Annotated in this window: 28 protein-coding genes and 1 tRNA gene; 6 read left to right on the forward strand and 23 right to left on the reverse strand. The window is 54.5% G+C overall.

All coding sequences use genetic code 11. From position 1 onward, the window contains the following. Positions 1-136: 136 nt before the first annotated feature. The 12 genes from K8I01_05535 to K8I01_05590 all read right to left on the reverse strand — a co-directional run bounded on the left by K8I01_05535 (position 137) and on the right by K8I01_05590 (position 9,032). A complete protein-coding gene (locus K8I01_05535; GenBank protein ID MBZ0219874.1) occupies positions 137-304 on the reverse strand; it encodes a hypothetical protein in 168 nt (55 codons plus the stop codon). Next, positions 291-530 (reverse strand): DUF3343 domain-containing protein, encoded by a 240-nt coding sequence (locus K8I01_05540; protein ID MBZ0219875.1) that lies wholly within the window; start codon positions 528-530, stop codon positions 291-293. Before K8I01_05540 ends, K8I01_05535 begins: the two co-directional genes overlap by 14 nt. Positions 531-653: 123 nt before the next feature. Then, a complete protein-coding gene (locus K8I01_05545) occupies positions 654-1,910 on the reverse strand; it encodes a serine hydroxymethyltransferase (GenBank protein MBZ0219876.1) in 1,257 nt (418 codons plus the stop codon). A gap of 58 nt (positions 1,911-1,968) precedes the next feature. After that, on the reverse strand, positions 1,969-2,421 hold the full coding sequence (rpiB, locus tag K8I01_05550) for a ribose 5-phosphate isomerase B (protein MBZ0219877.1): 453 nt from the start codon (positions 2,419-2,421) through the stop codon (positions 1,969-1,971). A 68-nt stretch (positions 2,422-2,489) separates the two neighbouring features. Then, entirely contained in the window at positions 2,490-3,725 is a 1,236-nt protein-coding gene (fabF, locus tag K8I01_05555) for a beta-ketoacyl-ACP synthase II (GenBank protein ID MBZ0219878.1), read from the reverse strand. Positions 3,726-3,971: 246 nt separating this feature from the next. Further along, positions 3,972-4,208: an acyl carrier protein gene (gene acpP, locus K8I01_05560; GenBank protein ID MBZ0219879.1), complete on the reverse strand. Its 237-nt coding sequence runs from the start codon at positions 4,206-4,208 to the stop codon at positions 3,972-3,974. Between the two features lie 99 nt (positions 4,209-4,307). Continuing rightward, positions 4,308-5,051: a 3-oxoacyl-[acyl-carrier-protein] reductase gene (gene fabG, locus K8I01_05565; GenBank protein MBZ0219880.1), complete on the reverse strand. Its 744-nt coding sequence runs from the start codon at positions 5,049-5,051 to the stop codon at positions 4,308-4,310. A gap of 21 nt (positions 5,052-5,072) precedes the next feature. Beyond that, the gene (fabD, locus tag K8I01_05570) at positions 5,073-6,014 is read right to left on the reverse strand and encodes an ACP S-malonyltransferase (GenBank protein ID MBZ0219881.1); all 942 of its coding nucleotides are present in this window, start codon (positions 6,012-6,014) and stop codon (positions 5,073-5,075) included. A gap of 33 nt (positions 6,015-6,047) precedes the next feature. Beyond that, entirely contained in the window at positions 6,048-7,019 is a 972-nt protein-coding gene (locus tag K8I01_05575; GenBank protein MBZ0219882.1) for a ketoacyl-ACP synthase III, read from the reverse strand. Between the two features lie 2 nt (positions 7,020-7,021). After that, the gene (gene plsX / locus K8I01_05580; protein ID MBZ0219883.1) at positions 7,022-8,056 is read right to left on the reverse strand and encodes a phosphate acyltransferase PlsX; all 1,035 of its coding nucleotides are present in this window, start codon (positions 8,054-8,056) and stop codon (positions 7,022-7,024) included. A gap of 100 nt (positions 8,057-8,156) precedes the next feature. Then, positions 8,157-8,342 carry a 50S ribosomal protein L32 gene (rpmF, locus tag K8I01_05585; protein MBZ0219884.1) on the reverse strand — a complete coding sequence of 62 codons (186 nt, stop codon included), beginning with the start codon at positions 8,340-8,342 and terminating at the stop codon, positions 8,157-8,159. Positions 8,343-8,510: 168 nt separating this feature from the next. Further along, the gene (locus tag K8I01_05590) at positions 8,511-9,032 is read right to left on the reverse strand and encodes a DUF177 domain-containing protein (protein MBZ0219885.1); all 522 of its coding nucleotides are present in this window, start codon (positions 9,030-9,032) and stop codon (positions 8,511-8,513) included. Between the two features lie 114 nt (positions 9,033-9,146). Between K8I01_05590 and K8I01_05595 the strand changes: the two genes are divergently transcribed. Both K8I01_05595 and K8I01_05600 read left to right on the forward strand, forming a co-directional pair. Further along, positions 9,147-9,220 (forward strand) — tRNA-Gln (locus tag K8I01_05595). A 96-nt stretch (positions 9,221-9,316) separates the two neighbouring features. Next, positions 9,317-9,577: a type II toxin-antitoxin system prevent-host-death family antitoxin gene (locus K8I01_05600; GenBank protein MBZ0219886.1), complete on the forward strand. Its 261-nt coding sequence runs from the start codon at positions 9,317-9,319 to the stop codon at positions 9,575-9,577. A 525-nt stretch (positions 9,578-10,102) separates the two neighbouring features. On the opposite strand, the gene K8I01_05605 is transcribed toward K8I01_05600, so the two are convergent. The 10 genes from K8I01_05605 to tsaA form a co-directional block, all read right to left on the reverse strand. Continuing rightward, positions 10,103-10,906 (reverse strand): metal ABC transporter permease, encoded by an 804-nt coding sequence (locus tag K8I01_05605; protein ID MBZ0219887.1) that lies wholly within the window; start codon positions 10,904-10,906, stop codon positions 10,103-10,105. Positions 10,907-10,916: 10 nt separating this feature from the next. Then, positions 10,917-11,804: a metal ABC transporter substrate-binding protein gene (locus K8I01_05610; protein MBZ0219888.1), complete on the reverse strand. Its 888-nt coding sequence runs from the start codon at positions 11,802-11,804 to the stop codon at positions 10,917-10,919. Between the two features lie 11 nt (positions 11,805-11,815). Beyond that, on the reverse strand, positions 11,816-13,114 hold the full coding sequence (locus K8I01_05615) for a hypothetical protein (protein MBZ0219889.1): 1,299 nt from the start codon (positions 13,112-13,114) through the stop codon (positions 11,816-11,818). Positions 13,115-13,664: 550 nt separating this feature from the next. After that, positions 13,665-14,615, reverse strand: a complete 951-nt coding sequence (locus K8I01_05620; protein ID MBZ0219890.1) for a radical SAM protein — start codon at positions 14,613-14,615, stop codon at positions 13,665-13,667. A gap of 63 nt (positions 14,616-14,678) precedes the next feature. After that, on the reverse strand, positions 14,679-15,443 hold the full coding sequence (locus tag K8I01_05625; GenBank protein MBZ0219891.1) for a metal ABC transporter permease: 765 nt from the start codon (positions 15,441-15,443) through the stop codon (positions 14,679-14,681). A gap of 3 nt (positions 15,444-15,446) precedes the next feature. Continuing rightward, positions 15,447-16,139: a metal ABC transporter ATP-binding protein gene (locus K8I01_05630; GenBank protein ID MBZ0219892.1), complete on the reverse strand. Its 693-nt coding sequence runs from the start codon at positions 16,137-16,139 to the stop codon at positions 15,447-15,449. A 58-nt stretch (positions 16,140-16,197) separates the two neighbouring features. After that, positions 16,198-17,400, reverse strand: coding sequence for a cation diffusion facilitator family transporter (locus K8I01_05635; protein MBZ0219893.1), 1,203 nt, complete (start codon positions 17,398-17,400; stop codon positions 16,198-16,200). Next, a complete protein-coding gene (locus K8I01_05640; protein MBZ0219894.1) occupies positions 17,390-18,064 on the reverse strand; it encodes a class I SAM-dependent methyltransferase in 675 nt (224 codons plus the stop codon). The genes K8I01_05635 and K8I01_05640 overlap by 11 nt, the downstream gene beginning before the upstream one ends. Beyond that, the gene (locus K8I01_05645; GenBank protein ID MBZ0219895.1) at positions 18,061-18,267 is read right to left on the reverse strand and encodes a DUF5320 domain-containing protein; all 207 of its coding nucleotides are present in this window, start codon (positions 18,265-18,267) and stop codon (positions 18,061-18,063) included. Before K8I01_05645 ends, K8I01_05640 begins: the two co-directional genes overlap by 4 nt. Positions 18,268-18,281: 14 nt before the next feature. Then, the gene (gene tsaA, locus K8I01_05650; protein MBZ0219896.1) at positions 18,282-18,785 is read right to left on the reverse strand and encodes a tRNA (N6-threonylcarbamoyladenosine(37)-N6)-methyltransferase TrmO; all 504 of its coding nucleotides are present in this window, start codon (positions 18,783-18,785) and stop codon (positions 18,282-18,284) included. A 140-nt stretch (positions 18,786-18,925) separates the two neighbouring features. On the opposite strand from tsaA, the gene K8I01_05655 reads away from it, so the two are divergent. From K8I01_05655 to K8I01_05670, 4 genes are all read left to right on the forward strand, one after another. After that, complete coding sequence (locus tag K8I01_05655) at positions 18,926-19,234, forward strand: DUF1007 family protein (protein ID MBZ0219897.1); 309 nt, start codon at positions 18,926-18,928, stop codon at positions 19,232-19,234. Positions 19,235-19,503: 269 nt separating this feature from the next. Next, a complete protein-coding gene (locus K8I01_05660) occupies positions 19,504-19,665 on the forward strand; it encodes a hypothetical protein (GenBank protein ID MBZ0219898.1) in 162 nt (53 codons plus the stop codon). Then, the gene (locus K8I01_05665; GenBank protein MBZ0219899.1) at positions 19,662-20,093 is read left to right on the forward strand and encodes a hypothetical protein; all 432 of its coding nucleotides are present in this window, start codon (positions 19,662-19,664) and stop codon (positions 20,091-20,093) included. The genes K8I01_05660 and K8I01_05665 overlap by 4 nt, the downstream gene beginning before the upstream one ends. Positions 20,094-20,144: 51 nt before the next feature. After that, positions 20,145-20,645 carry a ferritin gene (locus tag K8I01_05670; protein ID MBZ0219900.1) on the forward strand — a complete coding sequence of 167 codons (501 nt, stop codon included), beginning with the start codon at positions 20,145-20,147 and terminating at the stop codon, positions 20,643-20,645. Positions 20,646-20,810: 165 nt separating this feature from the next. On the opposite strand, the gene K8I01_05675 is transcribed toward K8I01_05670, so the two are convergent. Continuing rightward, entirely contained in the window at positions 20,811-21,362 is a 552-nt protein-coding gene (locus tag K8I01_05675) for a DNA protection protein DPS (GenBank protein ID MBZ0219901.1), read from the reverse strand. Between the last annotated feature and the right edge of the window lie 52 nt (positions 21,363-21,414).

Genomic DNA, 21,414 nt, shown 5'->3' on the forward strand with positions numbered 1-21,414 from the left:
TTACAGGTGCTTATGCGCTAGCTTACCAGCCGGGTGCAAGACTCTTTATGCGGACGCAAGACCCTGGTTAGCTCCGCCGGATTCTTATTGACATTATAGAGCCGAATCCAATGGCTTTTTCTTAAAGGGGTACTTCCTACTTCCCGGCCTTTAGCCTTGCCTGGCGCTCCTGCTCCTTTTTAAGGGAGCAATCCTGGCAGGCATACCTCTTCTCGTGCTTGACCGTAAGCCTGTCATAGCCCTGGTCGAGCGCCACCCTGGTGATGTTATCCGATTCCCTGCCGCAGAAATCACACCTTAACATACTCTTCACCTTCTTTCCTGTACACGTTCCTGGGCAAAAGCCCTCCTTTTTGAAGGGCCTGAAAAGCCTCGTCGAACAAACCTTCATCGACAGAGATGACAAGCCCGCAAGCCGAATCAAGGGCCTTTGGCACCGGGAGCAGCCTGAAAGTGAGGGACGCGTTCTTCAAGAGTTCCTCGGCTTTCAAGGCCCTGTGGGTCGAGCCGAAGCCCAGTATATACTCCATTTGCCGGAAATTATCAAATTTCATGGTGCGACGCAAGAGCCGGGTTTAAACGTCAAAAAAAAGACCGCCCGGCCAGACATTCATAAATAGGCGGGCGGTCAGTTTAGAAATCTATGCCGGCTTTTAGGCCAAAGCTCTTTCCATCCTGCCCTTGTAAAGCGGGAACCTCGAGCAGAGTTCCTTCACTTCCGCCTTTATGCCTTCGAGCGCGGCATCATCGCTCCTCTTCTCAAGGGCCCTCTGTATGAAGCCCGCTATGACCTTCATCTCAGGCTCCTTCATGCCCTTGGTGGTGGCCGCCGGAACGCCTATCCTTATGCCGCTCGTTACGAACGGGCTCCTGGTCTCGAACGGGATGGTATTCTTGTTTACGGTTATTCCGGCTTTTACGAGCGCTTCCTCGGCCTCCTTGCCGGTTATGTCCTGCTTCGTGAGGTCCATGAGCATGAGATGGTTATCAGTCCCGCCGGATACGAGCGTAAAGCCCCTTGCCATAAGCTCGCCCGAGAGGACCTTCGCATTCGCGAGCACCTGCTTCTGGTAGGCCGTAAAGGAAGGCTCAAGCGCCTCCTTGAAGGCGACCGCCTTTGCCGCGATTATGTGCATGAGCGGGCCGCCCTGTATGCCGGGGAATATCTGCTTATCGACCGCCTTGGCGAACTCCTCCCTGCACATGATGACGCCGCTGCGGGGGCCGCGAAGCGTCTTGTGCGTGGTGGTCGTGACGAACTCGGCGTGAGGCACGGGGCTCGGGTGAAGGCCTGTAGCCACGAGCCCTGCTATATGGGCTATGTCCACCATTATCTTGGCGCCGACCTCGTCGGCCACTTCCCTGAAGGCCTTGAAATCTATAATCCGGGGATAGGCGCTCGCGCCGACTACAATTAGCTTGGGGTTATTCTTTTTCGCGAGGTCCCGCACCTGGTCCATGTCGATCCTCTGGTCGTCCTGGCGGACCCCGTAGAAGACTATATTATAGAGCTGGCCCGAGAAGTTAACGGGGCTTCCGTGCGTAAGGTGGCCGCCATGGGAAAGGTTCATGCCCATTACGGTGTCGCCGGGCTTAACTGTCGCCAGGTAGACCGCCATGTTGGCCTGCGAGCCTGAATGGGGCTGCACGTTCACGTGGTCGGCTCCGAAGAGCTTCTTCGCCCTCTCTATCGCGAGCCTCTCGACTATGTCCACGAACTCGCAGCCGCCGTAATAGCGTTTTCCGGGGTAGCCTTCGGCGTACTTGTTGGTCATTACGCTCCCGGCCGCCTCCATCACCGCCTCGCTTACGAAATTCTCGGACGCGATTAGCTCAAGCTTCCATTCCTGCCTTTCGGTCTCAAGCCGTATGGCGTCGTATACTTCGGGGTCAAATTCCTTGAGGGCCATCTTCTTTACTGCCTCCCGTTTTAAAATAACATGGGCCGCGCTACGCCGCGGCCTCTCCCTACCTGCCGTTCTTCTTCTCGACTTCCCGTATCTTATCGAGCCGCTTCTGGTGCCTGCCGCCCTCGAAGGCGGTCTCGAGCCAGGTCTTCAGCATCTCCCGGGCAAGCCCTTTTCCGGCGATCCTCCCGCCTATTACGAGGATATTGGCGTCGTTATGCTCCTTGGCCATCCGGGCGGTGTAGACGTCGTTCACGAGCGCGGCCCGGACGTTGCTGAACTTGTTCGCGAGTATGCTCATACCTATGCCGGTCCCGCAGACAAGGACGCCCTTGGGAACCTCGCCTTTCGAAACCCGCTCGGCCAACGGGATGCCGTAATCCGGGTAATCAACCGATTTATCGTCGTTAACGCCCATGTCGTCGACCTCCACCCCGAGGGAGGCCATGAACTCCTTAAGGTCCTCCTTGAGCTCCCTTCCGGCATGGTCGCTTGCTATGGCTATCCTTTCCATCTGCCGCCTCTTTTTTCCCTTAATACTCTTCTTTTATTATGCGACTTTTGAGGCCGCGAGGCAAGGCCTTACTCGAACCTCTTGAAGGCGAGCACCCCGTTGGTCCCTCCGAAGCCGAACGAGTTCGAGAGGGCCGCCTTGACCTTGGCCTCCCTCGGGGCGTTAGGCACGTAGTCGAGGTCGCATTCCGGGTCGGGCGTGGTGTAGTTTATGGTCGGGGGCAGCACCCCGTGATGGAGCGAAAGGGCGGTAAATACGGCCTCTATGCCGCCGGCGGCCCCGAGGAGGTGGCCGGTCATGCCCTTTGTCGAGCTTACGGCAAGCTTCCTTGCGTGCTCGCCGAAGACGGTCTTTACGGCCATTGTCTCATAGAGGTCGTTATAGTAGGTCGAGGTGCCGTGGGCGTTGACGTAGCCGATGTCCTCGGGGTTCAGCCCCGCTGTCCTTAATGCCATCTTCATGCACCTGGCCGCGCCCTCGCCGTTGGGCGCAGGCGTGGTCATGTGGTTCGCGTCGGCGTTGAGGCCGTATCCGGCTATCTCCGCGTATATCCTGGCGCCTCTTTTCCTTGCCGATTCCAGCTCTTCAAGGAAAACCACCCCCGCGCCTTCGCCGATTACGAAGCCGTCCCGGTCCTTGTCAAAGGGCCTGCTCGCGCCCTTCGGGTCGCCATTCCTGGTCGAGAGGGCCTTCATGGCGTTGAAACCCGCCACACAGAGCGGGGTTATGGTGGACTCGGCCCCGCCGGCGACCATCACATCGGCCATGCCGGTCTGTATGAGCCTGGCCGCGTCCCCTATGGAATGGGTGCCTGTCGCGCAGGCCGTGACCGCGCAGCTATTGGGGCCCTTTGCCCCGAGCTTTATCGAGACCTGCCCGGAGGCGAGGTTTATTATGACCATCGGGATGAAGAAGGGGGTAATCCTGTCCGGCCCCTTTTCCTTCAGGACGTCGAACCAGTGCTCGATGGCCGGAAGGCCGCCTATCCCGGCCCCGATATAGACCCCCGCCATCTCGGCGTTCTCGTCGGTTATCCTGTAGCCCGAGTCCTCATAGGCCATCTGGCTCGCGGCGACCGCGTACTGGATGAAGAGGTCCATCTTCTTGACCTCTTTCTTCTCTATGTACGGGAGCGGGTCGAAATCAGGGACCTCCCCAGCTATCTTCACGGGGAAGTTTGAAGCGTCGAAACGGGTTATCTCCCTGACCCCGGAGCGGCCCTGGATAACGGCCTCCCAGTTCTTTTCGACTCCTGTCCCGAGCGGGCTCGTTATACCGATGCCGGTTACTACTACCCTTCTCATTTTTTATTCCTCTGAATTCCCGGATTTAAATGGACCAAGGACTTAAGAGCAGGCTCCCGTTTATCCCCTTGCCGCCTGCCTTAAAAAACCGCCGGGGAGGGTCGAAAGCCCCTCCCGGCGGGCATGTAGGAATGCGGTCATGAAAACAGATTTCTTTCCCGGGGCCGCAGGGGGAAGTAAAAAAACGATATTGGCGTTTTTACCTGTCCCTGCGGAAGAATCGGGGAAAAAGCGGCAGGGCGCGGATTATTTCCCGGCCTTTTTATTGATGTACTCTACAGCGTCCTGGACGGTCTTTATCTTCTCGGCGTCCTCGTCGGGTATCTCTATCCCGAACTCCTCCTCGAAAGCCATTACCATCTCGACGGTGTCGAGGGAGTCGGCCCCGAGGTCGTCCACGAAAGAGGCCTGCGGGGTAACCTCGTCCTCGGTCACGTCCAGCTGGTCGATTATTATCTTCTTAACCTTATTCTCAACAGACATTATCTTCCCTCCTGGAATATTGTACGAAAATACCGCCTTTTGCGCCAGACCCCAGTGTATAACACCTACCGGGGAGGTTGTCAATTTTAAACATGCGCCCTACTGCATGGCCATGCCGCCGTTTATGTTGAGGACGTGGCCGGTTATGTAGCCCGAGGCGTTCGAGGAGAGGAAGAGCACTCCGTTGGCGACGTCGGCAGGGCCGCCGAGCCTGCCGAGGGGGATCCTGTCCATGAGTTCCTTTTTGACGTTCTCGGAAAGGGCGTCGGTCATTGCGGTCTCGATGAAGCCAGGGGCCACTGCGTTACAGGTTATGTTCCTGCTCGCGAACTCCCTGGCTATGGTCTTTGTCAATCCTATGAGGCCGGCCTTGCTCGCGGCGTAATTCGCCTGCCCGGCGTTGCCCATGACTCCCACCACAGAGGCTATGTTGACGATCCTCCCCCAGCGCGCCTTGGTCATGTACTTCAAGACGGCCTTGGTGCAGTTGAACGCGCCCTTAAGGTTCACGTTCATTACCGCGTCCCAGTCCTCCTCGGTCATCCTGAGGACGAGGCCGTCTCTGGTAATCCCGGCGTTATTCACGAGTATGTGGATGGCCTCGAACTCCTTGAATATCTTTTCCGCCGCCTCCTCGCACTCCTTTAGGTTCGTCACATCGAGCTTAAGCGCCATCGAGCGCCTGCCCATGGCCTTTATGGAGTTGGCAACCTCGGTCGCCTTCTCGAGGTTTACATCCGCCACGGCCACGTCGGCCCCGTAAGAGCCGAGCTTCTCGGCTATGGACCTGCCGATGCCCTGCGCGCCGCCGGTAACGAGAGCTATCCTTCCGGTTACGTTCATTGTACCCTCCGATTGAAGATGTTATGCCCCGAGCGCCGGCAGCGCCTTCTCGATATCCTGGGCCTCGGAGACGCTCAGGGCGTTTATGTCCTTCTCTATCCTCTTTACGAGGCCCGTAAGCACCTTGCCCGGGCCGACCTCGACTATGGTATCGACCCCGTCGGCCTTCATCTGCCGCACTATATCCACCCACCTCACGGGACTCGTGAGCTGGAGGCAAAGCAGCTCCCTAACCCTTGAGCCGTCCTTTACAGGCGCGGCCTCGACATTCGTATATACGGGCACCTTTAGTCCGTTCACGCTTATCTTTTCAAGCTCCTCGCCGAGGCGCTCGCTTGCCTTCTCCATTAGCGGCGAATGCGAAGGGGCGCTCACCTGAAGCGGCACTACCCTCTTCGCGCCCCTCTCCTTCGCGAGGTTCGCGGCTATCTCGACGGCTGCGGCGCTTCCGGATATGACTATCTGCTCCGGGGTGTTTATGTTCGCCGGTACGACCCTGGCAGTGTCTATCGACGCTGAATCGCATATTACCTGGACCGTTTCGAGGTCAAGCCCCAGTATGGCGCACATCTTTCCTGCGCCCTGCGGCACGCTCTCCTGCATGAATTTTCCCCGGAGATGGACGAGCCTGACGGCATCCCTGAAATCGAGCGCTCCGCTAGCGACAAGGGCCGTGTACTCGCCAAGGCTGTGGCCCGCCATGCAGGCCGGAATGAAATCAGTCTTTTCGGCGAGAGCCCGAAGCGCCGCAATCGAAGCGGCGAGGAGCGCGGGTTGCGTGTACTCGGTCTTGTCGAGGAGGTCCGAAGGCCCTTCAAAGGCGAGCTTCGTAAGCCCGAAGCCCATTACCTCGTCAGCCTCGGCAAAGGTCCTTCTGGCAGCCTCGGAGGAATCGAAAAAGCTCTTCCCCATGCCGATTGACTGCGAACCCTGCCCCGGAAATACGAAAGCTACCTTGCCCATCAGACCCGTTCTCCTAAGTAATAATACGAATGGTCACCACTTGACCGCGGCTGACGCCCACGTGAGCCCGCCGCCGAAGGCCACGAACATTATTATGTCGTTGTCTTTAATTTTTCCGTCCCTCACGGCCTCGTCAAGTGCGATGGGGATGGACGCGGCCGAGGTGTTCCCGTACCTTTCGAGGTTCGTGTAGACCCTTTCCTCAGGGAGTTTGAGCCTCTCCCTTGCGGCGTTTATTATCCTCATGTTGGCTTGGTGGGGGATGAGGAGCGATATGTCCTCGGGCTTGAGCCCCGTCTCCTCCAGCACCTCTTTTATGGCCTGGCCCATCGTGCGGACGGCTATCTTGAAGGTCTCATTCCCGTTCATTACGAGGTAGGACTGCTCATTGCTCTTCTCGAACGGGTTTTCCGGGCGGTTGGTCCTGCAGTAGAGGGTATCCCAGTGCCTTCCATCGGAATGCACGCGGCACGAGAGGACGCCCCTTTGCCCCTTTTCGGCGGAGAGGACTGCCGCCCCGGCTCCGTCCCCGAAGAGGACGCAGGTGGACCTGTCCTTCCAGTCTATAAGGTTCGAGAACTTGTCTACCCCGATGACCAGGGCCTTACCCGCCCCGCCGGATCTCAGGTACCTGTCCGCTATGTCCAGCGCGTAAAGAAACCCCGAGCAGGCGGCAGATACGTCGAAAGCCGCTGCCCCGGCCTTTATCCCGAGCTCCGCCTGTATAAGGCAGGCTACCGACGGAAACGCCATCTCGGCGGTCACCGTACCGACGACCACGAGGTCTATGTCCTTGGCCGCTAAACCCGCGGCCTTAAGCGCCGCCTTGGCGGCCTTGGCCGCCATCTCCGAGGCGGTCTCCCCGGCGGCAATCCTCCGTTCCCTTATGCCGGTGCGGGTGGATATCCATTCGTCCGAGGTCTCGACCATGCCCTCCAGCTCGCGGTTGGTGAGAACCTTTTCCGGCACATAAGAGCCGGTCCCCATTATCCTCGACCGGAGCATCTTCAACTTCCCGAGACGGCTTCATTACGGCCGTTCTTCATGAGGTCGTGGTTTTTCTCCATCTCTTCCATCAGGTGGGAATTAACGTTCCCCTGGGCGTACTCGTGCGCGCGGAGCACAGCGTTCCTCATGGCCTTGGCGTTCGACCTGCCGTGGCTTATGATGCAGACGCCCTCAATTCCGAGGAGCGGCGCGCCGCCGTACTCCGAGTAGTCTATCTTTTTCTTGAGCCTCTTGAAAGCGCCCTTTGAAAGGAGATAGCCGAGCCTCGAAGGGAGGCTCGACATTATTTCGTTCTTGAGCATGGTGGTTACGGCCTCGACAAGTCCCTCGCTGAGCTTAAGGACGACGTTCCCGACGAAGCCGTCGGTTACGACCACGTCCACCCCGCCCTGGTATATGTCCCTGCCCTCGACGTATCCTATGTAGTTTATGGAGGCCTTCTTTAAAAGAGCGTGCGTCTCCCTAGTAAGCTCGTTCCCCTTGCCGTCCTCCTCGCCGTTCGAGAGAAGGCCGACCCTGGGCCTCTTTTCCTTCAGGACGTACCTTGCGTAGACCTCGCCCATGAGGGCGAACTGGAAAAGGTGCACCGGCTTGCAGTCGACATTCCCGCCCACGTCGAGCACTATTGCCGGGTCTTTTATGGTGGGGACTGATACGGCTATGGCGGGCCTGTCTATGCCCTTTACCTTCTTAAGGATGAGTATGCCTGCGGCCATTGCCGCGCCCGAGTTCCCGGCGCTCACCACGGCCCCCGCCTCTCCGCTCCTTACGAGCTCGAAGCAGACCCGTAGCGACGAGTCCTTCTTTTTCCTGACGGCCTGTGTGGGGGATTCGTCCATGCCCACGACCTCGGAGGCGTGGACGATGGAGACGTTGGACGGAACGCCCTGCTGCTTGGCAAGCTCGTCCTCGACCCTGGACTTATCTCCGACGAGGACGATGGGGATATTGAGCTCGCTCGCGGCCCGGACGGCCCCTTCTACAACCATGGCGGGGGCAAAGTCCCCGCCCATCGCGTCAACGGCAATCTTCATCTCTTATTCGGCTGAGAACGCAAAAAAGGGTGCGGCTCCCTGCAAGGCCGGTTTCAAGGCCTTTTCGGAAGCCGTAGCGGTTGATGAAAGGAGCACGGCCTTAGACGGCCTCTTTCTTCTTGATTACAGTCCTGCCCTTGTATGTGCCGCAGCTCGGGCAGACGTGGTGCGGGCGCTTGGGCTCGCCGCACTGGGGGCAGGTGGAGACCGCCGGAGCGGACAGCGCGTCATGGCTCCTTCTCTGGCCCCTCTTGCAGCTCGAATGTCTTTTCTTGGGGTTCGGCATCTCTAAAACCTCTCTTTTCGGTTTGGATTCGTTATAAGTACATGGCCTGTGCGGATTCAGCTATCTTTAAATGGGCCAGCGCCCGGCGAATTCCCGGACCACACCTTTATATAGGATTTGGCCGCGCTCTTCAATAATAAAAATCACTGCAAAATTCGCGGCGCCCTATCAGCGCTTGAATTCCTTGAGCTTGGCGAGCCTCGGGTCTGTCTTATCCTCGCCCCCGCAGCCGCAGTCGCCGAGGTTCAGGTCAGCACCGCACTTCGGGCAGAGGCCCTTGCAGTCCGGCCTGCAAAGCGGCTGCATGGGAATCTCAAGGGCTATCTGGCCCAAAAGCACCTCGGAGGTGTCGAGGGAATCGCCGGCTATGAAGTTGACGTCCATGTCCTCGGGCTTGAGCTCCTTTTCCTTCTCAGGCTCCCTGCCAAGTTCGTAATAGGAGGCGAAGTCGGACTCGTAAGGGTACTCGAACTCCTTCAAGCACCTGCTGCACTCGACACGTATTCCGGCCTTTATGTCTCCGGAGACGAAGATGCTCTGCCCCCTCTTCGAGACCTCGAGGTGTGCTTTAACGGGAGTGGAGAAGTCCAGGTCGAGCTTCCCCCCGGCGTATTCCTTTAATGCCGCTCCGCTCTCTTCGAGGTCGAGCGATAGCCCTGAAGGCGGTATGTCCTCTATTCGTATCTTCATATATTGCCCCGCATAAAGACTTATAAGTATACAAGAATCCGTCCGGCAGTGTCAACAGATTTTGCTTGACTTGGACGGGCAGGATTATTATATTGGAATATCTTTGTTCGAGATTGGGGGATCGTCTAACGGCAGGACAACGGGCTCTGAACTCGTTTATCCAGGTTCGAATCCTGGTCCCCCAGCCAGAAATATCAGGTAAATCAACAACTTACCTTTAAAATATCGGTTCTAAAGTAACCAGGCCCTAAAAAAGGGCCTTTTTATTTTCGAGACTTAAAAAATTGAACACAATCAGCACAAAAGAGCTTAAGACCAAATTACGCGGTTATCTCGATAAGGTGTCGCGTGGGGAAAAGTTCATAATAACCGACCACATGAAGGAAGTTGCTCTGTTGATGCCTGTTCCGAACGAACGCCGTGTCATTCATTCGCTTATTGAAGCCAAAAAGGCAAAATGGAATGGTGGGAAACCGGCGGGCATAAGAGGTATCCGCACAAAAGTCAAACTACTTGCCGAGACTATCCTTAAGGAAAGATGGTGAGCTTAAGCAACATAATAAGATGGTCGAATCCGCCATGGACATGCCCTGGAGACAGGGGTCGAACTGACTTAAACCCAGGCGAGTGCTACTTGAGATAGGGTATCCAGATAACTATTCCGCCCTCCACCTAAAACCTCCTTTCCTGTAAACCTCGAGCGGTTCAAAGCAAAGCAGGTTTTCTTTTTTTCCAGCAAAAGTCAACCCTTGTTTGTATAGGCCACGACAACTCGACGAGGTGCGCCGAGAGAACATAAGGATCAAGGCCGAGCTCAAGAAAATTGACGAGGAACGGGATATCATAAAAAAAATCGCCGCGTACTTTGCCAAGGTGTCCGGGTAAGCCCACCGGTAATATATACGGCCTCGCCACAGAGTTTGCAGGGAGCATAAGCCCTAGGGCAACTGCTACGACAATACAGTGGCAGAGTCTTTCTTCAGCAGCTTGAAAAAGAACGCGTCAGGCGTAGAATCTATCCGACCAGGAAAGCCAAGGCCGACCTCTTTGACTATTGGGCGGCTCTCGGTTTAATGCTCTCGTCGCCCGGTCCTCCACGCCTTTATGATTAAAAGTGCAAAAAAGACCGTTCCCAGAAACGTTATAAAGAGCGGAGCAGTGGGAAGGTCCATTTTAAATGACGCCATCAGCCCGAAAGCGCTGGCTATTATTCCAACGCCCCATCCTATGAGCAGTATCTTGAGGGGTCCTCTAGTGAAAAGACCCCCTATGAGGGCGGGTATGACAAGGAACGAAAACACCTGCAAGACCCCGGCGGTTGAAACCGAACTGACCAGCACCAACGCAAAACTTACGAAAAAGATCAATTCCCAGATGTAGCTCCCCCTTCTCTCAAATGAAAGGGACAGGAATTTCTTTCTGAACACAAGGTGCACCAGCCCTATTGAGGAATAAAGGGCCGACATCTTCAGGAGGTCTCCCGGAGTGACCCAGAGTATATTGCCGTTGAGGATGGCCTTAAGCTCATCCAGGCCGTGAGGCGTACTGTCGAGCACAAGCATGCTTGCCGCCAGCGAGCAGACATAAAAGACACCGATGAACGCCTCTATGTTCACGTACCTTGCGACCAGGCTGGAAAGAGACAGGATAGAGGCCCCAATTATCGCGAAGACGACCGCGTAGACATACCTGCCAGAACCATCCTCGTGGCCCATGTAAAAGGCCACGGAGATCCCAAGCCCTATGAACTGCGCCAGGGCAAGGTCAAGGAAGATTACCCCCCTTTCAAGTATGTGTATGCCGAAGTACGCGTGTATCAGGATTAAAAGCACACAGCCAAGAAAAGGGTACGCGAGAAAACTCAGGGCCTCCATCCCGGCCTCCTTACTCGAGTGATTTCAATACCTGGTCCATGAACGAGAACCAGTCCTTCGCTTCGGATGTGGCGCCTACGTCCTGCGGCACCACCGCCACCTTGAGCCCGGTCCTCGCCCCCAATGCCCTGGACTGGTCAATGCCGTTATTGGCCGTGCAGATTATCGCGTCTGGCCTGGAAATCTTTGTCGACTCGATAAGCCCTTCTATGTGGCGTGCAGAAGGCGGAATGCCGGGCTTCGGCTCCAGGTACCCGACTATCTGGAAGCCGAACTCGCTTGCGAGATACTCGAAATATTTGTGGTAGGCTATGAACTTCTTGCCGCTGAGTTTTTTTGCGTTCCACTCGGCCTGTTTCCTGTCGAACTTCTCCTTGAAAGCGGCGAAGTTGCTCCTGTAGTACCCCGCGTTCGCCGGATCGACCGTGGAGAGCTCTTCGGTGATACTCTCGGTCACGCGAATGACGTTTTTCGGCGAGTAAAGGTAGTGCGGGTTGCCGAGCGGGTGCACATCTCCCATGCTCCTGTCGACGAAAGCGGGTTTTTCTATTACCGAGACATACCTCGAACAATCGAAGTTGCCCGGCTTGCCGGGCTGTATTTTAGGGTTCCTTGAAGATTCCATGAGAAGGGGCAGGTACCCTATCTCAAGGTCAAGGCCGTTATACATGAGGACGTCGGCCTTCCTTGCGGCCAGTATCATGGACGGCTTGGCGTCAACGAAATGCGGGTCCTGGGTGGGCTTTACAAGCGTCGTCACATCGACTTTATCGCCCCCTATCTCCTTGGCAATGCTCCCGATGAAAGGGAGCGTTGCGACCACGTTAACCTTGGCATAAGCACTGGCCGCGAACGAGAACAGCAGCATTAAAAACGTCAAAACAACCGTCTTCTTCATCTCTTGCCTCCTTAAAACGGATGGGCCGCGTGGGCGCCGATGCCGAATGTCAACTGGACGATGACTTCGTTGTTGGTCTTTCCGTCGCGTCCGGACCTGTCGTAATTGTACTGCAGCCTTATTCTGGAGAACTCGGTCGGGTTGAACTCCGCGTCCGCCGTGGCCCTCCAGGGCCTGCGCCCGAATGCCTGCTCAACGCCGCCGAGTCTGTATTCATCCCGTACGAGGTCAAGGACGTCGTATCTTGCGCCCAGCCTGCATCTCCCTATCTGATAGACGCCCTGGATGTAAGCGCCGTCCTGAGACCTCTTCAAGGTGTCCGTGGTATCGAGCGAGGTGTCTGTCAGGTCGCCTTTCTGGTCTCTTAAGAAGTATTCGCTTTGCAGTATGAACGACCTTGTTTTCGAGGGCTTCCATTTGTAGGTGACCTCGAACCCGTAAAGGGTCGAGTCTCCGGTGAACTCTGTATCATCGGCTATCGTCGAGGTCTTTGTCTTCCCTGTCATGACGGAAGGGCCGAGGAGGACGGTCGAGAAGTCGCCCACATCGAAAGATGCCTTTGCAAAGGCGGTATAGGCGTGCGGGCCTGACCTGGCGTCGGCGCCGAAAAGCAATTCGTTCTCGCCCTGGAGGACTTCAATGCCCAGCTGCATGTAAAACGGCAGCTGGGGCAGATAGGTCAACTGCACGCCTTTTTCAGTGACGCCCTCATCTCCGATAAAAGCCCTATAAATGAGGGGAGAATCGGCGAAATCCCAGGCATGCGGGTGTTGGCCGTTTATCCTTCCGAAGCCGCTTTTGAACTTGCCGCCCTTGACCTGTATGCCGGCCGGCAGCGACGTTGTCAGGAAATACGCCTCCTCAAGCTCTATGCCCTCGTCCGTTACAGGCATCGTCGCGTAGACGTTGAAGTACGGGTCCACCGGGGCGTAGATGAACAACTCGGCCGATTCAAGGTTGAAGCCCTTGGTTTTTTCGATGCCGGCATTGATATATCCGGGTATCGTCCGCCCCTCAAGCCCTGACGAGGAAAGGTTTGAATTGTAGAAGAATGTATCGAGCACAAGCGAGATGTTTGGGTTTGCGAGCGCGGAGCCGCCGAAAAGGCCGCCCGACCCGCCGCTGTTTTTTCCGGCCTGGCCCTGGGCCTTCTCAGCCTTCAGTTCCTCTATTACGCGTTGCTGCTCTGAGATGGCCTTTTCCTGGGACTTGAGTGTGTCCTCAAGGTTTTTTATCCTTGAGTCAACATCTTCTCCATATGCGGAGAAAGCAAAAAGAAATACGAAAAGAATAGAAAGCAAGTAATTCAACGTGAGCCTCCTTGGCAATAGAAGTCCTATGCATGGAAATGCGGAAAAAAAACCCGAGCTTTTGACGCACGGGCCCTTATCCGACAAGGGCTGCGCAAAAAACAACTCTAAATGTCCGGGTTGCTTAAAAAGGAGGCGCTCTGACTTTTTTGCCGGTCTGAAAGTCTGCTGGTATAAATATGGGAGCGGAGACGAATAAAACGTATATCAGGAAGGATATGACAGGGACCCATGCATCGGCATCGGTCTTGATTGACTGATGGTGCGACGCGATAACGCATACCGGGCAATCATCTTGGACTTGTCCGTCTTCATGGTGATGAAAGCTCAGCCCAATGCATATAAAAAGGAACAGGGCCGCGAACAATATCGCAAGATGCTTTTTCATAGAGAGCGTTCATTGTAGTTTTATCGACTTGCCAAGTCAAGCTTTTAGGCGAACCAGGCAGCATGCAGTTTGTCGGCGATACGCCATTCCTGCTTGTCTCACCTCTTGTGTTTCCACGAAAGCCGAAGTTCCGATAAACCTTTGCATGGAACAATGCCCGTCTTAATCTATAGGTCTTGACGGCTTGCGAAGATAGAATTGCTCACCCCTGTATTCCGTCTTAACAAGCTTCCCCTGCTCCATCATCCTCTCAACGACAGACCACCCGGAGCCCGCCTTTGCAAGAAGGTTCCTTACCGCGTCCTCCCTCATCGGATGGACGGCGGTAATGCCCAGTATATCTGCCTCTACATTTCCGCTATAAGCAAAGGAGTCTCCCTCATAACCTATAAGATATTCGACACTTTGAAGTTTCTCATTGAAGATCTGAAAGCACCTGTTGAGTTCCTGTTCATCAGGAGGCAGCACCCACTTTTCAGAAGGCGGTCTCGTGGGAACGGAAATATATGTCCTGGAAGGAGTAAGCCTGGAGATGAAATCAGCAGTCTCCGTCATCATCACGCTATTGTCATTGACGCCTTTCATGAGCATCGTCTCGGTAGTCAATTCGCCTTCGAAGGCTTTTGAAAACGCAAGCATCCCGTCCATTATCGACCGCAGGCGCAGGGTTTTATCCGGGCGGTTGATTTTTTGCCAAACGTCCTCTCTTACGGAATCTACTTTCAAAGACACCCAATCGGCATTCATAAGATTATTTCTTACGTCTTCCCGCCAGATGAGAGACGAGTTCGTGATGACTGCTATTTTTATCCCCAAAGGCTTGAGAAGGTCTATCTCCTGGCCAAGGTTGATATCGAGCGTGGGCTCACCATCCGGTACAAAGGTTATGAAATCGACCGGCGCCTCCCCGGTTTTTCTGATGTCCGAAAGCCTTTGTTCCACATCTTCGCAGACCTTTTCGGGGTCAAAGAACTTCCGGGGCTCGACATCTGTTGCGGGAGTGCGCCCAAGCTGGCAGTAAACGCAGGAATAATTGCATGACTTGAACGGGACGTTGTTGACGCCGAGGCTCCTGCCAAGACGCCTTGAAGGGACGGGTCCAAAAGTTACCATCTTAGTACCTCAATTCTTGTACAGGATTCTTTAGCTCTATACCAGTCTCTTCCTGAAAGGCGCTTATCTTTTCAAGAAGAGTGAGACCAGAAAGATTGCCGTGCTTACAAGAATAATCAGGGGGCCGGCAGAAAATCCCGTTAGTCTGAAAAGCAATATGCCAGCGAAAGCGGAAAGGGAGCCAATGACCATTGCTCCAAAAGAATACTGCAGTAAGTTCACGGACAGATTGCGCGCGGTGGCGGCCGGGATAGCCACCAGGGCGGCGGTTAAAAGGCCCCCGACCATTTTTACCCCTAAGGCCACGACAATGGCGATCGAGAGCAGATAAATAAAATTGTATCTCTCGACGCTTAGGCCGCCGGACCTGGCCAGGTCATCCGAGACGTTTATCAAGACCATCTCCGGATAAATTTTTCTTATCACAAAAAAAAGGACAATGGAGATAAAAACAGAGGTGGCCGTAACAAAAAAACCTACATTGGAGATATCGCCCACGAGAGCTGTTTCCGCCTGTTCCACTGACAAAAACAAGAAGGCGACGGCTACACCCGAAGCGAAGATGACCGCGGTCAGGGCTTCCATGGGCAATTTTGTCCTGATTTCGAACAGCCAGATAAGAAAGATCCCCAGAATCACAAAGGGAAAAGCCCCGAGTGAAACGTCAAATCCGTATATTATCGCAAGGGCTATTCCCGGCAGGGTCAAATGGCCTAAAGGACCCGCGACGAGGAGCATTCTCTTGCTCAACATCAGAGACCCCAGGTATCCGGCTACTCCCCCGATGAAGACGCCCGCCGTCAGGCTTAACAATAATTGATTTTCCATGGACTACAATGGTTTGTGCTTATAGTATTTCACCTTGCCGCCATAAAGGCTCTGGAGGCTCTCCGTCGTGAGCACCTCTTGAGGGGGGCCGCAGCATACCACCGGCCTGCTCAGGCAAATAACGTATGTCGAGAACTCGTAAACCACGTTCAGGTCATGCGTAACCAGCAATATTGATAATTGCCGCTCTTTCCTGAGTTTTGCCAGGAGATTATAGATGGTCTCCTCGCCGCCGATATCAATCCCCGTGGTCGGCTCATCGAAGAGCAATACATGAGGGCCTCCAATCAGACCCCAGGCAATCAGTATTCTCTGGAACTGTCCGGACGACAGGTCGCCTATCCTCCGCTCAAAGATCTCATCGCCAAACCCCACTGCGTGCACGATGTCCCTCACCTCTTGTTCAGAACCCCGTTTCAGGCCGAAAAAATCCATTACACTCATGGGGATATCTTTAATAAATGGCAGTCTCTGGGGAACATAGCCGATCTTAATGCCTTCTTCCCATTGTATTTTTCCGGTGTAAGGCAAAAGTCCGAGCAGGCACCTGAGCAAGACGGTTTTCCCAGCCCCGTTGGGTCCCAGAATGGTGACTATGTCCCCTTTTTTCACGCTAAAGGAGAGGTGATCAATGATAACCCGGTGGTCCAAAGCCACCTTCAGGTCTTCTACGTTTAATATCAGATTATCTTCCATATTTTCTATAGATTATCCGACAGCCTTGAAAAGGCTATTATTCACCAAAAGGCCATTATCAGCCAACATCCTCTTTAAAAAGCTCCTCGATATTTTTTGAGGCCGTCATCCGCACTTCAATATCGGCATCAGAGAAGACGTGCTCGGGGCCTTTGCCCTTGAACTCCTCCTTTGTATAAAGCACGTCTACGCCCTTTTCCACAAGGAGCTCGGCCAATTTTATCCCCTTTCCCTTTTCCAGTCTTGAGTATGGATTTTTGATGACCTCCCTTGATATCACCTTGCCGTCTTTGTCCTTGTCCCAGAGAAGGATAAGCGGGGCGCTCCCGAAGTGGGGAGAGATGGCCCCTTCGCTTTCGGAAAGCGTTGCGGCGAACCGTACGAACTCTTTTTCAACGGGCTCATAATGTATGCTGATCCTCTCTATGAAGGGGACCGCCTCCCTTATGGCATTCTCGATGATATCCGCCGACCGGTGAGCTTCGTTGAGCCTTTTCACGGAAAGCTTCAGGTCCATGTGGACGAATATGAAACTCCCGGAGTTCCTTGCATTCAATGAGCCGACCTCCCGGACCTCCGGGAAGCGCTCCACGATGTCCCTTATCTTTCCCAGGGTCGCCGCATCTACCGACGCGTCCAGGAGGCTTTTCATCGAGTCCTTTGTTATCCTGTACCCTACCCTGAGCACCATAATGATTACGATGATCGCCGCGACCCTGTCCGCATAGGGAGTATATCTGGAAGCGACAAGGCCGGCAATAACGACACCGATGGAGAGGATATCAGCGACCCAGTGCTCTGAATCTGCCAGAAGAGATGGTGAGTTCAACTCCCTTGCCTTCTTTTTTTCATACCTGGTAAAAAGGCCTACCGGCATTGCCATTAAAAAAAGGGCGGTAATCGCGAGACCTACGTTAGAAAGGGCCCTGTGCCCACCGAGGATGACCTCCCTGGCTATTTCGTACGCCATCAGGAAAATAAAGAAGGCGGTGATGACTGCGGCGATATTCTCAGCCTTGTACAGGCCCCACGGGAAGGAAGGGGATTTGACCCTTGAGAGCTTTATGCCTATCCATACAGACAGGCTCGCGATTACATCAGTGAGGCTGTGTACCGCTTCCGATAGCACGGCGGCACTGCCGGAATTAAAAGCGATAGCGGCCTTTGCGGCCACGAGAGCGATATTGATGAGCGTTGAATAAGCGGCGACCTTTCCACCGTCATCCGTCGTGTATGTTTTGTTTGCGCCTCTACTGTCCACCTAACAGCCCTTTTTCTTTTTCGAGTCTCAGGAAGATAAACCCGGCCCCTTCCACATATGAATTACGCGGCTCCTCTACACTTGATGAGCAAGAGGGCGGCTGCAAAAGAGTGCTCACTATGGATGTGGTACAGAGGCCGGCCGCCTTTGCGAAGCCCTTGATATCAGGGAGATCGTAAAATTTAGCGTGTCTGTAGAAGGTGCTGCCCTCTTTTTTCTTTTTTTCATAGAGCGCGCCCCATGACGAGCTTCTGGAGATAAATCCTACTATAATGTCTCCGTCCGGGGAAAGTATCCTGGAAGCCTCCTGAAGAAGGGACTGGGGTCTTTTGACAAAACATAGCGTTGCGATTATGAGGACCGTTTTGAAAGCGCCGTCCCTGAAAGGAAGTTGCTCTCCGACCCCGTTTACACATCTTATGCCTCTTTTTTGGGCGAGCTTAAGCGCGCCCAAGGCCGGGTCCGCGCCATAAGCCCCCGGGAAATACATGGCGAACCTTCCCGTGCCGACCCCTATTTCAAGCAGCGGGGTTTCGTTTTCCGGCATGAGACTTCTAAGACACTTAAGCTCGCTCTCAAAAACAGGCCTGCCCTGGGCTGAATCATACCAGGAGTCGTATTCAGTTGCGCTCAAGTCGAAGGCGCTCGCGGATTCGGCTCTCATTCCCCTTTCTCAAGCTCCTTGAGGTCTTCCTCGGCGACCTTCAGGTCCTCCCTGAGATGCTCTATATGCTCCTTCAAGTCCTCGATCTCTTCTTTTCTGGACTCTCTGTCCATTTCAGCGGGCCAACGATGTATGCCACACCATGGGCAGTGGGTACCGGAGAGGAGTCTGCGTCTCATTATCCTGTGCATGTAACCGTGCATAACACCCTCCTTTTTTATGGCAAACCTGCCTTTTTTATGGCAAACCTGCCGTCATCGCGCGCAGGAGCCGATTTGCCCACCTTGTCTTCAAGCCAGCCGATCCTTTTTGCCTCCGGCGAGTCAAATTCCGGTACATACGGTTTTATGTCAAGGAGCGGCGTTCCGTCCACTATGTCCACATTCCTGACAAGGAGAGTCGCACCATCTATGCCGTCGAGGTCTACAACCGATACGCCTATGGAGTTCGGCCGCGCCGGGGCTCTTGTTGAAAACAGGCCTCGCGGAGTATCGTCGAGAAAAGGTCTTACCAGGAGTGAAAAATCCGCTGACATATGAAAATGATAGATCAACATAACGTGCGAAAAGCCATCCAGGTCTTTGAGACCCTCGGCATATCCACTAAAGAGCTCAACCGTCCCCCTTACGCCTGACGCGGCCACTGGCTGTATCGGGGTGCCCTTGGGTTCCTTGAAGGGTGAATGGATGACGCCTATAGGCCTGTACACGATAGTATCCATTAAATGATTATAACAAAAGGCGAACATTCCGGGGCCAGTTCAGGATTTTTATGTTATCAAATCAATTGACCGGCCGGGTCCGGTGTAAAAAATAATCCTGAACGGTTTTTGAATCCTGCCCGACAGGAGCAGGCATATCGGTGAACATATTCAAGGGATCAATACTTTTGGCGTTTGCCTTTATTTTTATGCTCGCACCTTCGGCGTGGTCCCACCCTCACATGTCCATTGACAACTCCGTAACTGCGGTCTTTGACGCCAATGGACTGGCCGGGTTCAGGCTTGAGTGGACATTCGACGAGATGTCCAGCAGCATTTTCATTCTCGATTTTGACGTGAACAAGAACGGGCGTCTCGAAAAATCCGAGATAGCCGCCCTTGAAAAGGGGGCTTTCTCAAACCTGAAGAACTTCGAATATTTCACCAATATCCTGACAGGTCTATCCTGATGAGATCGTGCTGAGATTCAGGTTGAAGAATGCTTAAGGCCCTGACAGCTTTTCTGTTCGTCTTCTCCCTTTTGTGGCTCCCCTTGCAGGCTCAGGCAAACCCTTTTGTCTCCGGCGGCGGGGCAGGGCAATCCGGTTTTGCCGCATCTCCGGAAGCCTCGACTTTCTCAAGGTTCGTGGAATGGCAGCGCAACTCAACCGGAAAATACCGGCTCTGATACGGCAGGCCCCTTCATGCCGCAGGCCCGGGGCACGGCAAGGCCATAGCCATGTCGTATATACTTTCACGGAAGACAAGCGTCCAAAATGGCATGTTGTTCGGGGCACTTATTGCCTTTTTCCACGGACTCTCAGGCGCGCTATTGATCCTCGGGCTGCACTACTTTCTTAACAAGAGCGTCACCGACTCCTCGAGTCCGTATCCAGGGTGACCCAAGTCTTAAGCTTCAGCCTGATCACACTCATGGGCCTTGCAATAGCATCCAAAAACAGCATAGAATTACTCGGCAAAAGGAAGCCGGCTGCGGACGCGTGCCGTAAACCCGCAACGCGGCCCATGGGCATCGTCCCCTGGGCCGCTTCGGTCGGCCTGGTGCCGTGTCCGGGGGTCGTGATGGTAATGTTCTATTGCCTGTCAATGGACCAGTTGGCGTTCGGGCTGCTTCTGGCAGTCTTCATATCCCTCGGCATGGCTTTCACAATATCCATTGTCGTCATCTCGGCCATCCTGGGCAGAAGAGTGCCGGAAAAGTCGCTTTCAGGAGTACGGTTCGAATCCATCGACAAGGCCATAGGGGTCGCGTCAGGCGTTATAATTACATTATTAGGGGCTTTTTTCCTCATGACATTATCGGCATGACACCGGACACGGTTGTCCATGTTATAAAAATGAACAAGGGAGGGATAGACAATGGGAACAAAGGGACGCGAAATTGTCGGCACGCAGGCGGACAGGACCATCGAGCTCCTCAGCAAGGCGTTTGCTGACGAGTGGCTTGCTTACTACCAGTACTGGATAGGGTCAAAGATCGTCGCTGGGCCGATGAAGGACGCTGTAATAGCGGAGCTTATGCAGCACGCGGCCGACGAATTGCGCCACGCCGACCTGCTCAGCAACCGAATAATCCAGCTCGGAGGCACCCCGGCCACCACGCCCCGCAAATGGCTCGAGATTTCGAACTGCGGCTATGAAGAGCCGACGGACCCTTTCGTAAAAAGGATACTCGAGCAGAACATCTCCGGAGAGCGATGCGCAATCGGCTATTATCACGCCGTTATAGAGGAGATAGGGCTCAAGGACCCGGTGACGTACAACGTGGTATCACAGATACTGCAGGACGAAGTGGAGCACGAGGAGGACCTTCAGGCGCTGCAGGAAGATATCGCTTTCATGCTTAAAGGGCAGAGCTGAAGAGTGTCTTCGATAAGACCTCCGCAGAACAATGAATCTCCTCCGCGAGGTAGCAATATCCGTTGAGCTTGTGTGTTTTTCCTTCTCCCCTCAAGGGAGAAGGCCGGCATGAGGGGGGTTGCAAAAAAGCCCCCCTCATCTTACCCTCTCCCCTAAAGAGATCTTCTACTTCAGGAACTTTGAGACGAACGGAGATGTATCGCCCCTTCTCATAAAGTGGCCCGAAGGCCCTTCGCCCAGGAACTCCGAGAACCAGGACTCATGCTCTATCTCTTCGTTAAGAATGGAGAGCGCGAGATCGTATGTACGGTGGTCCTTCCCGGCGGTCAGGTTACAAATGTTCGTATAACCTCTGACAGCGCACCTTTCGGCCTCTACCAGCACCTTAAGTATCGCCTTGACATCCTTCGGGTCTGCAGGCAGTCTGGCCGGCTTGCAGGCTGAAATGTCATGGAAGTCATTCATGCTGTCCGGCAACTTCCCGCCAAGCTCGTAGATGCGCGGGACCAGGGCTTCGAAATGGTTTCTGTCCTCTATGCGGGCCGTCTCCGCTATCTCCTTGACCCCCTCCCCGTCCATGCCGACAAGGTTCACCCTGAGGATCGTATAGTAATAGTAGGTCGTCAGTTCCGCGGAGGCGTTTTTTATCAGCAGGTCCAGCAACTGACCGATGTCGATCCCTGCCTTTTCTACCATCTCCCTAGCGACATTTGCCATGGCGAGCCTCCATTTTTTCAGTAGACCGGATATTATTTATTATAGCAGATTA

This window comes from Deltaproteobacteria bacterium (assembly GCA_019912665.1).
Taxonomy (GTDB): domain Bacteria; phylum Desulfobacterota; class GWC2-55-46; order GWC2-55-46; family GWC2-55-46; genus UBA5799.

Excerpts from the sequence above, each read along its gene's own strand:
- K8I01_05535 (MBZ0219874.1), bottom strand. The coding sequence starts at position 304 with ATGTTAAGGTGTGATTTCTGCGGCAGGGAATCGGATAACATCACCAGG.
- K8I01_05540 (MBZ0219875.1), bottom strand. The coding sequence starts at position 530 with ATGGAGTATATACTGGGCTTCGGCTCGACCCACAGGGCCTTGAAAGCC.
- K8I01_05545 (MBZ0219876.1), bottom strand. The coding sequence starts at position 1,910 with ATGGCCCTCAAGGAATTTGACCCCGAAGTATACGACGCCATACGGCTT.
- rpiB (MBZ0219877.1), bottom strand. The coding sequence starts at position 2,421 with ATGGAAAGGATAGCCATAGCAAGCGACCATGCCGGAAGGGAGCTCAAG.
- fabF (MBZ0219878.1), bottom strand. The coding sequence starts at position 3,725 with ATGAGAAGGGTAGTAGTAACCGGCATCGGTATAACGAGCCCGCTCGGG.
- acpP (MBZ0219879.1), bottom strand. The coding sequence starts at position 4,208 with ATGTCTGTTGAGAATAAGGTTAAGAAGATAATAATCGACCAGCTGGAC.
- fabG (MBZ0219880.1), bottom strand. The coding sequence starts at position 5,051 with ATGAACGTAACCGGAAGGATAGCTCTCGTTACCGGCGGCGCGCAGGGC.
- fabD (MBZ0219881.1), bottom strand. The coding sequence starts at position 6,014 with ATGGGCAAGGTAGCTTTCGTATTTCCGGGGCAGGGTTCGCAGTCAATC.
- K8I01_05575 (MBZ0219882.1), bottom strand. The coding sequence starts at position 7,019 with ATGCTCCGGTCGAGGATAATGGGGACCGGCTCTTATGTGCCGGAAAAG.
- plsX (MBZ0219883.1), bottom strand. The coding sequence starts at position 8,056 with ATGAAGATTGCCGTTGACGCGATGGGCGGGGACTTTGCCCCCGCCATG.
- rpmF (MBZ0219884.1), bottom strand. The coding sequence starts at position 8,342 with ATGCCGAACCCCAAGAAAAGACATTCGAGCTGCAAGAGGGGCCAGAGA.
- K8I01_05590 (MBZ0219885.1), bottom strand. The coding sequence starts at position 9,032 with ATGAAGATACGAATAGAGGACATACCGCCTTCAGGGCTATCGCTCGAC.
- K8I01_05605 (MBZ0219887.1), bottom strand. The coding sequence starts at position 10,906 with ATGGAGGCCCTGAGTTTTCTCGCGTACCCTTTTCTTGGCTGTGTGCTT.
- K8I01_05610 (MBZ0219888.1), bottom strand. The coding sequence starts at position 11,804 with ATGAAGAAGACGGTTGTTTTGACGTTTTTAATGCTGCTGTTCTCGTTC.
- K8I01_05620 (MBZ0219890.1), bottom strand. The coding sequence starts at position 14,615 with ATGGTAACTTTTGGACCCGTCCCTTCAAGGCGTCTTGGCAGGAGCCTC.
- K8I01_05625 (MBZ0219891.1), bottom strand. The coding sequence starts at position 15,443 with ATGGAAAATCAATTATTGTTAAGCCTGACGGCGGGCGTCTTCATCGGG.
- K8I01_05630 (MBZ0219892.1), bottom strand. The coding sequence starts at position 16,139 with ATGGAAGATAATCTGATATTAAACGTAGAAGACCTGAAGGTGGCTTTG.
- K8I01_05640 (MBZ0219894.1), bottom strand. The coding sequence starts at position 18,064 with ATGAGAGCCGAATCCGCGAGCGCCTTCGACTTGAGCGCAACTGAATAC.
- K8I01_05645 (MBZ0219895.1), bottom strand. The coding sequence starts at position 18,267 with ATGCACGGTTACATGCACAGGATAATGAGACGCAGACTCCTCTCCGGT.
- tsaA (MBZ0219896.1), bottom strand. The coding sequence starts at position 18,785 with ATGGATACTATCGTGTACAGGCCTATAGGCGTCATCCATTCACCCTTC.
- K8I01_05660 (MBZ0219898.1), top strand. The coding sequence starts at position 19,504 with ATGTCGTATATACTTTCACGGAAGACAAGCGTCCAAAATGGCATGTTG.
- K8I01_05670 (MBZ0219900.1), top strand. The coding sequence starts at position 20,145 with ATGGGAACAAAGGGACGCGAAATTGTCGGCACGCAGGCGGACAGGACC.
- K8I01_05675 (MBZ0219901.1), bottom strand. The coding sequence starts at position 21,362 with ATGGCAAATGTCGCTAGGGAGATGGTAGAAAAGGCAGGGATCGACATC.